Source organism: Bacillus sp. N3378-2at (genome assembly GCF_033412715.1).
GTDB lineage: Bacteria > Bacillota > Bacilli > Bacillales > Bacillaceae > Bacillus > Bacillus subtilis.
Map to the genome: position 1 here is coordinate 3,215,411 of NZ_CP117986.1, position 12,592 is coordinate 3,228,002.

The following is a 12,592-nucleotide window of genomic DNA, read 5'->3' on the forward strand; positions in this document are numbered from 1 at the left end:
AAGATTTTGTCAGGAGGGATAGCGATGAAGAAAGGACGCGTTAGCCAGGTATTAGGACCGGTCGTCGACGTGCGTTTTGAAGACGGTCACTTGCCTGAAATTTATAATGCGATTAAAATTTCACAGCCAGCTGCAAGTGAAAACGAAGTAGGTATTGATTTAACGCTTGAGGTCGCTCTTCATTTAGGTGATGATACAGTCCGTACAATCGCAATGGCATCTACGGATGGTGTTCAGCGCGGTATGGAAGCTGTAGATACAGGAGCGCCAATCTCAGTACCGGTTGGTGATGTAACACTTGGACGTGTATTTAACGTTCTCGGAGAAAATATTGATTTGAATGAGCCGGTTCCTGCGGATGCGAAAAAGGATCCGATTCACAGACAGGCGCCTTCATTCGATCAGCTTTCAACAGAAGTTGAAATTCTTGAAACAGGTATTAAAGTTGTTGATTTGCTTGCTCCTTACATTAAGGGCGGTAAAATCGGATTGTTCGGTGGTGCCGGTGTAGGTAAAACCGTATTAATCCAGGAATTAATCAACAACATCGCGCAAGAGCACGGCGGTATCTCTGTATTCGCCGGCGTAGGAGAGCGTACTCGTGAAGGGAACGACCTTTTCTACGAAATGAGTGACTCTGGCGTAATCAACAAAACAGCCATGGTATTCGGACAAATGAACGAGCCGCCGGGCGCACGTATGCGTGTTGCTTTGACAGGCCTTACAATGGCTGAGCACTTCCGTGATGTACAAGGACAGGACGTACTGTTCTTCATCGATAACATTTTCCGTTTCACACAAGCGGGTTCAGAGGTTTCAGCCCTTCTTGGCCGTATGCCTTCAGCGGTTGGTTATCAGCCGACGCTTGCAACTGAGATGGGTCAGCTCCAAGAGCGTATCACGTCTACGAACGTTGGATCAGTTACATCTATCCAGGCGATCTACGTGCCTGCCGATGACTACACTGACCCGGCGCCGGCGACAACGTTCGCTCACTTGGATGCGACAACAAACCTTGAGCGTAAATTAACTGAAATGGGTATTTACCCTGCGGTTGATCCGTTGGCATCTACATCACGCGCCCTTGCTCCTGAAATTGTCGGAGAAGAGCATTATGCGGTTGCGCGTGAAGTACAGTCAACGCTTCAGCGTTACAAAGAGCTTCAAGATATCATTGCGATTCTCGGTATGGATGAACTAGGCGAGGAAGACAAACTTGTCGTTCACCGCGCACGCCGTATCCAGTTCTTCCTTTCTCAGAACTTCCACGTGGCTGAACAGTTCACTGGACAAAAAGGTTCTTACGTGCCTGTAAAAGAGACGGTACAAGGCTTCAAAGAAATCTTAGCCGGTAAATACGACCATCTTCCAGAAGATGCGTTCCGTCTTGTAGGCCGTATCGAAGAAGTTGTTGAGAAAGCAAAAGAAATGGGTGTAGAAGTTTAATCTGGTCCTAGGAGGGTAAAAGCATGAAGACCGTTAAAGTCAATATCGTTACTCCCGACGGCCCAGTATACGATGCGGATATCGAAATGGTGAGTGTGAGAGCCGAAAGCGGCGATCTCGGTATTTTGCCAGGCCATATTCCAACCGTGGCTCCTCTTAAAATCGGCGCTGTCCGTCTGAAAAAAGACGGGCAGACTGAAATGGTTGCCGTCAGCGGCGGATTTGTCGAAGTCCGTCCTGATCAGGTCACCATCCTTGCCCAGGCTGCCGAGACAGCGGAAGGCATCGATAAAGAGCGCGCTGAAGCTGCACGCCAGCGGGCGCAGGAGCGTTTGAATTCTCAATCAGATGATACTGACATTCGTCGGGCTGAGCTTGCGTTACAGCGGGCTTTGAACAGATTGGATGTAGCAGGGAAATAAGAAAAAATCCTTCTCTTTATGAGAAGGATTTTTTTATGAACGAACAAGAGAATCAAACAGCGACAGCAGCGGGCGATCCTCTTCTTGGCGCAGGTATAAACCATCACAGGCATTCATTGTATGCCACGATTTGCGATGTCTTCTAAAGCCAAGTGTATAAGCGCCGTCTTTATAGGGATAAGGTTTTACAACCCATTCAGCATCTTCATGGCGGGCAATCACGCAATCTATAAGATAAACACTGATCATTTTCTCGAATTCTTCAATAGGAAGATTCCAATCAGCAAGCAAAAGCTCTTGTATACTTTGAAAATAAAGGTTTTCAAGCTCTTCAAGGCTTTCTCTCGTATAGGTAAGAGAAATGTTAAAAAACTGACACAATTCATTCAGTTCTTCAATCTGTGACTGTCTATAATCATAATAGAATGCAATTGCTTCCCATTCCTGATCAAAAATTGGCAGGTCCTCACCATATTGCTTTTCAGGCTGAAAAAAAGAATGATTCACATTTGCCAGCTCCTTTCCAATAAAGTATACCATGTAAAAGAATCGCACTTTAAGCGGGGATTAGCCCTAGATTTGGCTGATTATTCCGTTCTGTATAAAATGTATCATCTTTATCTGTGCTTCTTATATAATAAGAAAGGGTATGAACGCAGAGAAAGGAGTGTAATAGATGAGTGTATTGGGACAGCAGGCTGCAATCGGCATTGTCGTTCACCTGATTTTTATAGCAGTGACTTGGTGGGCGTTGCAAGCCGTCAATATAGATCCGTTAATCAAAAAAGGCAAAGTCGTGCAGGCTAGACTCCTGATGATTTTGCTGACAATTGCCATTGGAACGGCCGTTGCTAATTTCTTTTTAGATTATCTCAATTATTCACAGCAGCTTCCCTATCTATTTTAATAGGTTTTGAACATTATTATCATTAAATGGTTGGGAGAAGCGGGTTGAAGCGAATAGCTCGAGTTTTGACGAAGATTTTTACGTATGGCGCCTCTTGCCTCCGGTAAAACTGGGGATAAGGGGGAGAGATGAACATGAAGAAAAAACAAGTAAGCCACGCTATTATCATTTCCGTCATGTTAAGCTTCGTCATTGCTGTTTTCCATACCATCCATGCGAGTGAATTAACGCCGTTAGCACAAATGGCAGAGGGGATGGAACGCCAAGATGTGTCAATAGATAAGTGGACATTGCATGCAAAACAAAACATGTCACTGACCGAAAAAGAATTTTATCAAAAAGTGCAACGTTTAAAATCAGAGTATCGTCAATATGATTGGGTGATTGCACGGGAAGATAAAATGATAAAGGCAATTGGCACATATACTGACAAAAAAAATCGTACTTCTTTTAGACTGCAGCTTGTCACAACCCTCAAAAAACACAATCCAACTTCGTATTTATTATATGAGCAAATGAGTCTAGAGACACCGGATAGCTGGAATGATACATATGAACAGTTTGAACGGGAGACACTTGGGATATTCCAAGAAAAAGTAGTTATTTTTACTTGTCTAAATGGTCACTTAGATGATAATATGAATATTGTTTTGCAAAAAAAAGCAAATCAGTTATTAAATGAATTTCAAGCAAGATCAGTAGAACATGTAGTTGAGCCAAATTTCGTTTCTATTTCTGCGTTTACAGATGAGTGGGAAGAGTACATTATGACCTCGAAACATAAAATGAATTTGCAAATTGCACTTAGAAGTGCAGAAATGGGCGGAAAACATACCGTTACGGTTGGCACACCAATCGTTACGACTGAATATTAATATAGAGAATTTAGGGACGCGGAGGGGAATACCTTGGAAAAAATCATCGTCCGCGGCGGTCAGAAGTTAAACGGCACAGTCAAAGTTGAAGGCGCTAAAAATGCCGTTTTACCTGTTATCGCTGCATCTTTATTAGCAAGTGAAGAAAAAAGCGTAATTTGTGATGTACCTACGCTCTCCGATGTATATACAATTAACGAAGTGTTGCGTCATTTAGGAGCAGATGTGCATTTTGAAAATAATGAAGTGACTGTAAATGCTTCATACGCTTTGCAAACTGAAGCACCTTTTGAATATGTTCGTAAAATGCGTGCGTCTGTGCTTGTCATGGGGCCGCTTCTTGCGCGTACAGGTCATGCAAGAGTTGCACTTCCGGGCGGATGCGCAATTGGTTCCAGACCGATTGATCAGCATTTAAAAGGTTTTGAAGCAATGGGCGCAGAAATCAAAGTCGGTAATGGCTTCATTGAAGCTGAAGTAAAAGGCCGACTGCAAGGCGCAAAAATTTATCTGGACTTCCCAAGTGTAGGAGCTACAGAGAACCTGATTATGGCAGCCGCTCTAGCTGAAGGAACAACTACGCTGGAAAACGTGGCAAAAGAACCCGAAATCGTTGATTTAGCAAACTATATCAACGGCATGGGCGGAAAAATCCGCGGAGCTGGCACCGGCACCATCAAAATTGAAGGAGTCGAAAAGCTTCACGGCGTAAAACACCATATTATTCCTGACCGCATTGAAGCGGGCACATTTATGGTTGCTGCTGCAATCACTGAAGGAAACGTATTAGTAAAAGGAGCCGTTCCTGAACACCTCACCTCTTTAATTGCAAAAATGGAAGAGATGGGTGTAACAATTAAGGATGAAGGTGAAGGTCTGCGTGTCATCGGCCCGAAAGAACTTAAACCGATTGACATCAAAACAATGCCTCACCCGGGCTTCCCGACTGATATGCAGTCACAAATGATGGCGCTTCTGCTTCGTGCAAGCGGCACAAGCATGATTACAGAAACCGTTTTTGAAAACCGTTTTATGCATGCGGAAGAATTCCGCCGTATGAATGGTGATATCAAGATTGAAGGACGTTCTGTCATCATTAACGGTCCTGTACAGCTTCAGGGAGCTGAAGTTGCAGCGACTGATTTGCGTGCAGGTGCAGCGCTGATTCTTGCGGGGTTAGTGGCTGAAGGTCACACACGTGTTACTGAATTGAAGCACTTAGACCGCGGTTACGTTGATTTCCATCAGAAGCTTGCCGCTCTGGGCGCAGACATCGAACGTGTAAATGATGAGTCTGCTTCTGAGCAAGAGAATAAAGAAGTCGTTTCTGACTTAAATGCATAAACTTACTTGAAAATCAGTATGTCACTCTGGCATACTGGTTTTTTATTTTTTGTGTATTATCATCATTATGCGCAAAATAGCAAAAAAGAATACGTAAATGACAAATAAAGTTTCTGTCCAAAACGAGAGTCATATTAGCTTGTCCCTGCCCATAGACTAGACTAGAGTCGAATCCCGAGCAGGAGGCAGCTGAATATGAAACAATTCGCAATCACACTATCCGTACTATGTGCATTGATTCTCTTGGTTCCCACACTCTTGGTTATACCATTCCAGCATAATAAGGAAGCGGGGGCCAGCGTAGAATCAGAAAAGACAGCAGTCAGCACGAAACCAGCATCGAAAGGAGCAGAAACATTGAAAGCATCACCTGTTTCTATTCCCGTCTATCGAACCGCAAATCAATCCGTAGAAAACATTCCGCTTGAAGAGTATGTGATTGGAGTCGTCGCCTCCGAAATGCCGGCAACCTTTAAACCTGAAGCACTGAAAGCCCAGGCGCTTGCCGCCAGAACATTTATTGTCAGACTGATGGTGTCAAATTCAGCGGTAGAAGCTCCTAAAGGCTCACTGGTGGATGATACACAGATGTTCCAGGTGTATAAAAGCAAAGCGGAGCTGAAAAAACAGTGGGGCACAAGCTATGAGACAAAACTGAAGAAAATCACAGATGCGGTAACCAGTACGCAAGGCAAAATCTTAACGTACAACAACCAGCCGATTGAAGCATCCTTTTTCTCCACAAGCAACGGCTACACAGAGAATGCAGAAGCTTATTGGACAAGTGCTATCCCATATTTAAAAAGCGTCAAAAGCCCATGGGATAAAAAGTCTCCGAAATATAAGGCAACGAAAACCTTTACAGCGGCAGAATTTCAGCAAAAGCTTGGCGTCAAGCTGGATGGATCTAGCGCAGTAGGGAAGATTACCGGCGAGACACCGGGCCACCAGGTCGCAACTGCCGTCATTAACGGCAAGACGCTGAAAGGAAGAGACATACGTGAAAAGCTGGGTCTCAACTCCGCCGATTTTGAATGGAAGCGAAATGGAGACACAATTACAGTCACGACGAGAGGATTTGGCCACGGTGTGGGGATGAGCCAATACGGAGCGAATTTTATGGCCAAAGAAGGCAAAACGGTTGATGACATTGTAAAGTACTATTACCAAGGCACACAAATTTCTGAGGCAGATGCGTTTTTGAATAAATATATGGCGAAAAAGTAGAAAAAGGCGCTCTTTGGGCGTCTTTTTCTGTTCTTGAATGTCATTTATCTAAGAGCAGCTGAAACGGTTTAGAGGAGCTTCTGACCGTCTTTAAGGATCAGTCCTTTTTTCCTGATTTCAGGCTTTGAGATTGTGGTAAAGTCATCCACATTTGTCGACAGACTTCGACAGACTCATATAACGAAAGCCGAAAGGCGGACAATCTTCTCTTTTCATAGGGGCGTTAGGTGGAAATCACTAATAAAAACATAGGTTTCTATGCAAAAGTAAACAACAGCAATGGGGAAGCCCGCCCTATTTATTTCTCGGTTTTTGTTGATTACGATAGATTATGTTCAGCGTTGAACATCTGCACGCAGAAACAAATTGGTAAAGGGGTACGAACATGAAGAAAAGACTTTCACTGATCATGATGACAGGATTGCTTTTTGGATTAACTTCACCTGCTTTTGCAGCTGAAAAGACAGAAACGGAGGCTAAAGCGCCGGCGAACGTGGCGGTCTTGCTTGATGCCAGCGGAAGTATGGCGAAAAGAATAGATGGTGTATCTAAATTTAATTCAGCCAAAAAAGAAATTTCAAAGTTTGCGAGCTCATTGCCAGAAGGAACTCAGGTGAAAATGAGCGTGTTTGGCTCTGAAGGAAACAATAAAAATTCCGGAAAAGTTCAGTCATGTGAAGCCATTCGCAACGTATACGGCTTCCAAAGCTTTAACGAGCAAAGTTTCCTCAATTCTCTCAATACAATTGGGCCGACTGGCTGGACGCCAATTGCCAAAGCGCTGAACGAGGCGAAATCTTCTTTTGACCAGCTTGATGCAAAAGGGGAAAAAGTGGTGTATCTGTTGACAGACGGTGAGGAAACGTGCGGAGGAAACCCGATTAAAACAGCAAAGGAACTGCAAAAAGAGAATATCACTGTTAATGTGATCGGCTTTGATTATAAAGAGGGATACAAAGGCCAGCTGAACGCAATTGCGAAAGTAGGCGGCGGTGAATACTTCCCGGTTTATACCCAAAAAGATGTTGAGAAAATTTTCACTCAGCAATCACTAATGTTATCTAAATAAGAAAAAAGAGGCTGGTGATGGTCAGCCTCTTTTTGTATGTAACAAAAACTTCAAAACTAATTAGCTGTCTGCCTGTAGCATAGTAGCAGATTTCCGTTTTTCTGTCATAATCAAGGCGAAAAAAGAATGAATGATCACACAATCTGTTTATGCTTTCTGGGCGGAAATGGCTAAAAATGAACGGCATTTCAAGCGATTTTGGACAGATCGTGAAAGCAGCATAAAAGGCAGCATGTCCTATATCTTTTTGCATTTTCGTATTCTAGCATAAAGAAGAATCCAACATATAGTTGGAAAATACGAAAAATAAAGGAAGTAATCATATGAAAAAATTGCTGGCTGCCGGTATCATTGGATTGTTGACTGTTTCCATTGCCTCCCCGTCTTTTGCCGCTGAGAAACAGGCTGATTCAAATGTAGCTGTTTTGTTTGACGGAAGCGGAAGCATGGTTCAAAAAACAGGAGGAGAGCGCAAAATAGACATTGCCAAAAAATCAGTAAAATCTTTTGCCGAACTCCTTCCGAAGGATACAAATCTTATGCTTCGCGTTTTCGGGCATGCAGGGAATAATAAACTGTCCGGTAAAGCCCTTTCATGCAGCACAACGGAAACCATTTACGGCCTTCATCCATATGAAGGGTCTCTGTTTGACAATTCATTGAGTGAGCTCAAGCCGACTGGATGGACACCGATTGCCAAAGCACTTGCAGACACAAGAAAAGAATTTGAAGCATTTGACGCAGACGGGAAAAACGTGGTGTATTTAATCACTGACGGTGAAGAAACGTGCGGCGGAGACCCTGCGGCAGAAATCGAAAAGCTCCGTGCATCAAATGTGGATACGATTGTAAACATCATTGGCTTCAACTTTGATGTCAAGGGTAATGAAGAGATGAAACAAGCAGCTGTCGCTGGCTGTGGAGAATATATTTCAGCGAACAGTGCGGATGAGTTCGAACAGGCTTGGGAAAAAGAAGCACAAAAATTTACTGAGTAAGGAACCTAAAGATCAGGCGTTCCCCAAGGCGCCTTTTTTTATTGGTTTAAAAACAATTTGGGCGGGAATGATACCCTAAAAAGGGGTTGAACATATGAAATTATTCGGAATGATTTTTCTTATAGCCACCGTTGCATTCATATTGCTTGGTGTTCTTCTAAAACTGGCAGCCTTCTTTTTTGTCAGCATTCTCACCTTGATCGCAGCTATTGTGCTGTTTACGGTTCTAAAAAAGAATCAGCATAATCAAACATAGAGTCCTTTATATAGAGGGCTCTCAGCGTGTCGACAAACCCCGCGTTCGTTGTCAATGCACATTGGTAAAAGGAACGGCGGCTAAATGCTTAGGCGCCCTGCCTAAACACCGCCGTCATCACATCCTGTGAAAGCCCTTTATATAGAGGGCTCTTTTTGTGTCTCAGAATTCGACAAAATCCGAGGAGTGTGAAAAAATATAAAGGAAGGAACATTGCGGAGGGGAAGAGACATTGAACGATAAAGTAACTGCGGTCAGGGATGTATGGCGCTATGAACAAGGGGAAATAAGCAAAGTAGAAGACCGGATGGTGACGGAATTCCCTTTGACAGTGATACTGAATGGCAGTGAATTTGTGACGCTCGTTTGTACGCCTGAGCATATCGAAGAGCTTGTCATCGGATTTCTCGCATCAGAGGGTGTTATACGATTTCAAAAAGAAATTAAAAGGTTTACAATAGATGAAAGTCTCGGTTTTGTATATGTCGACCTCGTTCACCCTGAGACATTGGATCAAAAGGATTATACGAAACGGGTGATCGGCTCATGCTGCGGAAAGGGCCGTCATTTTTATTTTCAGCAGGATGTCAAAACAGCCAAGACGGCTGTCAGCCAAATCAAGATATCGCCTGAGGCATGTCTGGCGCTTATGAAAGACATGCAGCAAGGGAGCGGGACGTTTCAGGATACGGGAGGCGTCCATAATGCGGCGCTTTGCGACACAGAGAAGCTTCTGTTGATGCGCACCGATATCGGTCGGCACAACGCACTTGATAAACTATACGGACACTGCCTTCTAAACGGGATGTCCGTACGCGACAAACTGATTGTGTTCAGCGGCAGAATCTCATCAGAGGTCCTGTTAAAAGCGGCCAAAATCGGCGTGTCGATTGTCATTTCCAAATCGGCCCCGACGGAGCTTGCGATTCAAATGGCTGAAGAATTGAATATCACAGCGATTGGATTTGTCAGAAACGGATCATTTAATGTATATACACACCCTGAGAGAATCAGGGGATAGGAAGGGGCTGTAGCTATGATTACAGAGTCGCGTCAGATGTTGGATAAAAGAAACAGACCGCTGAGAGACCTTCGCATTTCTGTTACAGACCGCTGCAACTTCCGATGCACGTACTGTATGCCCGCCGAATTATTCGGCCCGGATTATCCTTTTTTAAAGAAAGAGGAGCTGCTTTCATTTGAGGAGCTGGAACGGCTTGCGACATTGTTTGTCACAAGATTTGGCGTTGAAAAAATCCGCCTGACCGGCGGAGAGCCCCTCATGAGAAAGGATATGCCGGAGTTAATCAAAAAACTGGCCCGCATACCGGGTATTCGTGACATCGCGATGACGACAAACGGATCACTGCTGCCTGTTTATGCAAAGAGGCTCAAGGAGGCTGGGCTGAAAAGGGTTACGATAAGCCTTGATTCTTTAGAAGACGAGCGTTTTAAGAAGATAAACGGGCGCGGTGTTTCTGTCAGCAAGGTGCTGGAAGGCATTGAAGCGGCGAAGCAAGCAGGGCTCGGTGTTAAAATCAATATGGTCGTTCAAAAGGGCGTCAATGAAAAAGATATACTGCCTATGGCCCGTTATTTTAAAGAAAAAGGGCATATCCTGAGATTCATTGAATTTATGGACGTAGGCAACACCAACCAATGGGAAAAGAAAGACGTCATGACAAAGGCGGAAATCATAGATTTGATCAATGAACACATGCCGGTTGAGCCGATAGCGCCTAATTATATAGGCGAAGTGGCTTCCAGATTCCGCTACTTGGACGGCTCCGGAGAAATCGGCGTCATATCATCTGTATCTGATGCGTTCTGCGGATCTTGCAACAGAGCCCGTCTTTCTGCGAGAGGAGAGCTGTTTACCTGCTTATTCGCTTCAAGCGGATTTGACCTCAGAGCTCCGGTTCGCCAGGAATTAAGTGATGACGAACTATCAGAAATGATCGGGATAGTATGGAAAAATCGGATCGATCAGTATTCAGTCGATCGTACGCTATCAAAAGCATCTGGCAAAAAGAAAGTGGAAATGTCTTATATTGGCGGTTAATTTGAAGTCAAAAGCTTATCGGCACTGTCCGATAAGCTTTTTTATTAGAATCCGAGTGCAAAAAATACGTATAAAAACCGAAATATATAAGAATAGGCATAAAGAAGGAATCATTGTAAGAAAATTTAATTCCAAAGCCATACATTATGATAAAATATAACCAATTAGAAAATAGAAAGGGTTGGAGGGGCATGGCCGCGTACGAGATCCCGTCATCTCAAGTAGGAGTGAAAATCAATAAGTGGTATAAGCACATTTTAGCATTTCAAGTGGCTGATGCCGTAAAGCTGAAGGAAGAAATTGATCTAGATATCGAACAGATGGAAGAGGATCAGCTGCTTCTCCTGTATTATCAGCTGATCAGCTACCGGCACCAAATTATGCTGGATTATGTAAAGCCTGACCTGCACGAGGAATCTCAGCTTCAATATCGTGAATTGATCAAAACGCTGGAAAGCAATCAGGACAGCATCTCCGGATTATCTGAGTATTATTTTCACTTGTTTAGAGGAATGTACGAATTTGAACAGAACAATTACATCTCGGCTATATCCTTTTATCGGAAAGCTGAGAAGATGCTTGCGTTTGTAGAAGATGAAATTGAAAGAGCGGAATTTCATTTTAAAGTGGCGGAAGTCTTTTATATTATGAAGCAGACGCACTTTTCCATGAACCACGCTGTACAGGCGCTGGAGACGTATAAGGCTCACGATTTTTATAGAGTCAGAAGAATTCAATGCCATTTCGTCATATCAGGAAACTACATAGACTACAGAAATTATGAAAAAGCGCTTGAACATTTAGATGACGCGTATCGCCTTGCTTTATTGGAAGGACAGCCCCGTTTGATCGGATCAGCCCTTTATAATATCGGGAATTGCTATGATGACAAGGGGGAGCTGGATCAGGCCGCCGAATACTTTGAAAAAGCGCTTACTGTCTTCGAGGATTATCAGCTGGAACAGCTTCCAAAAGCGCTCTTCAGCCTGACTCGCGTTCTTTTCAAAAAACAAGATAGCGAAGCCGCGATGCGGTACTATGAAAAAGGGATTGCCATTGCCCAAAAACGAAACGACTTCTTCAGTCTGGCAAAATATAAATTTCTGCAGGCATTATATGTGGAATCTGTCAATTTGGATATGATTCAAGAAGTATTTGATTATATGGAAGAAAAGGGCCTGTATGTATATATTGAAGAATTTGCTTTAGATGCTGCCTCTTATTTCAGTCATCACGAACAATATAAAGAAGCGGTGTATTTTTATGAAAAAGCGGTCAGCATGAGAGAGATGATTCAAAGGAACGATTGTTTATATGAAGTATGAGACAAAACCATCTGCTGGCAGATGGTTTTTTTATATGCAAAAAAAGGGGAGCATCGGAACGTTTATTTCCGGGGAGAACAGGAAAAATCGCTACAGCACTGTTTTTTGAACAAAAGCCGTTTTGGGATGCAGATCTGCACGTGAGGGGGAATTCAATGTTTGGTTTTAATGATATGGTGAAGTTTCTGTGGTCTTTCCTCATTGTTCTGCCGCTTGTACAGATTATACATGTTTCAGGGCACAGCTTTATGGCTTTTATTTTTGGCGGAAAAGGATCGTTGGATATAGGCATGGGAAAAACGCTGCTTAAAATTGGACCCATACGGTTCAGAACGATTTATTTTATCGATTCTTTTTGCCGGTATGGGGAGTTGAAAATTGACAATCGATTCTCACATGCACTCGTGTATGCAGGGGGCTGCTTGTTTAACCTCATCACGATTTTTGCAATCAATCTGCTGATTATACACAGTGTATTAAAGCCGAATGTGTTTTTTTATCAGTTTGTCTATTTTTCTACGTATTATGTGTTTTTTGCCCTGCTGCCGGTCCGATATTCGGAGAAAAAGTCATCAGACGGGCTGGCGATATACAAGGTGCTCCGTTACGGAGAGCGCTACGAAATCGATAAATAACATTAGAATGTTTAATGCCTCTCAGA

Annotated in this window: 15 protein-coding genes; 14 read left to right on the top strand and 1 reads right to left on the bottom strand. The window is 43.4% G+C overall.

What is annotated here, in order from left to right; genetic code table 11:
- The first annotated feature begins 24 nt into the window (after window positions 1-24).
- Window positions 25-1,446 (top strand): F0F1 ATP synthase subunit beta, encoded by a 1,422-nt coding sequence (gene atpD, locus PUN35_RS17205; protein WP_003227686.1) that lies wholly within the window; start codon window positions 25-27, stop codon window positions 1,444-1,446.
- 23 nt (window positions 1,447-1,469) lie between these two features.
- Complete coding sequence (locus tag PUN35_RS17210) at window positions 1,470-1,868, top strand: F0F1 ATP synthase subunit epsilon (protein WP_014478254.1); 399 nt, start codon at window positions 1,470-1,472, stop codon at window positions 1,866-1,868.
- Window positions 1,869-1,901: 33 nt separating this feature from the next.
- Here the strand turns inward: PUN35_RS17210 and PUN35_RS17215 are convergent, their stop codons facing one another.
- Window positions 1,902-2,375, bottom strand: coding sequence for a hypothetical protein (locus PUN35_RS17215; RefSeq protein WP_026113663.1), 474 nt, complete (start codon window positions 2,373-2,375; stop codon window positions 1,902-1,904).
- Window positions 2,376-2,544: 169 nt separating this feature from the next.
- Between PUN35_RS17215 and PUN35_RS17220 the strand changes: the two genes are divergently transcribed.
- The 12 genes from PUN35_RS17220 (at window position 2,545) to PUN35_RS17275 (ending at window position 12,566) form a co-directional block, all read left to right on the top strand.
- Window positions 2,545-2,775: a DUF1146 family protein gene (locus PUN35_RS17220; protein ID WP_003227691.1), complete on the top strand. Its 231-nt coding sequence runs from the start codon at window positions 2,545-2,547 to the stop codon at window positions 2,773-2,775.
- A gap of 134 nt (window positions 2,776-2,909) precedes the next feature.
- Window positions 2,910-3,650, top strand: a complete 741-nt coding sequence (locus PUN35_RS17225; protein ID WP_017696012.1) for a YwmB family TATA-box binding protein — start codon at window positions 2,910-2,912, stop codon at window positions 3,648-3,650.
- Between the two features lie 33 nt (window positions 3,651-3,683).
- Window positions 3,684-4,994 (top strand): UDP-N-acetylglucosamine 1-carboxyvinyltransferase, encoded by a 1,311-nt coding sequence (murA, locus tag PUN35_RS17230; RefSeq protein WP_003227695.1) that lies wholly within the window; start codon window positions 3,684-3,686, stop codon window positions 4,992-4,994.
- Window positions 4,995-5,189: 195 nt separating this feature from the next.
- Window positions 5,190-6,221, top strand: coding sequence for a stage II sporulation protein D (gene spoIID, locus PUN35_RS17235; RefSeq protein ID WP_014481182.1), 1,032 nt, complete (start codon window positions 5,190-5,192; stop codon window positions 6,219-6,221).
- 385 nt (window positions 6,222-6,606) lie between these two features.
- On the top strand, window positions 6,607-7,290 hold the full coding sequence (locus PUN35_RS17240; protein WP_014481181.1) for a vWA domain-containing protein: 684 nt from the start codon (window positions 6,607-6,609) through the stop codon (window positions 7,288-7,290).
- Window positions 7,291-7,420: 130 nt separating this feature from the next.
- Entirely contained in the window at window positions 7,421-7,561 is a 141-nt protein-coding gene (locus PUN35_RS17245) for a hypothetical protein (RefSeq protein ID WP_014481180.1), read from the top strand.
- Between the two features lie 52 nt (window positions 7,562-7,613).
- The gene (locus PUN35_RS17250; RefSeq protein ID WP_014481179.1) at window positions 7,614-8,288 is read left to right on the top strand and encodes a vWA domain-containing protein; all 675 of its coding nucleotides are present in this window, start codon (window positions 7,614-7,616) and stop codon (window positions 8,286-8,288) included.
- Window positions 8,289-8,382: 94 nt separating this feature from the next.
- A complete protein-coding gene (locus PUN35_RS17255) occupies window positions 8,383-8,544 on the top strand; it encodes a hypothetical protein (RefSeq protein ID WP_003227706.1) in 162 nt (53 codons plus the stop codon).
- A gap of 232 nt (window positions 8,545-8,776) precedes the next feature.
- Window positions 8,777-9,565, top strand: a complete 789-nt coding sequence (gene fdhD, locus PUN35_RS17260; RefSeq protein WP_014481178.1) for a formate dehydrogenase accessory sulfurtransferase FdhD — start codon at window positions 8,777-8,779, stop codon at window positions 9,563-9,565.
- Between the two features lie 15 nt (window positions 9,566-9,580).
- Window positions 9,581-10,606, top strand: coding sequence for a GTP 3',8-cyclase MoaA (gene moaA / locus PUN35_RS17265; RefSeq protein ID WP_014481177.1), 1,026 nt, complete (start codon window positions 9,581-9,583; stop codon window positions 10,604-10,606).
- 191 nt (window positions 10,607-10,797) lie between these two features.
- Window positions 10,798-11,931: a response regulator aspartate phosphatase RapB gene (rapB, locus tag PUN35_RS17270; RefSeq protein ID WP_014481175.1), complete on the top strand. Its 1,134-nt coding sequence runs from the start codon at window positions 10,798-10,800 to the stop codon at window positions 11,929-11,931.
- Between the two features lie 155 nt (window positions 11,932-12,086).
- A complete protein-coding gene (locus PUN35_RS17275) occupies window positions 12,087-12,566 on the top strand; it encodes a hypothetical protein (RefSeq protein WP_026113664.1) in 480 nt (159 codons plus the stop codon).
- Window positions 12,567-12,592: the final 26 nt, after the last annotated feature.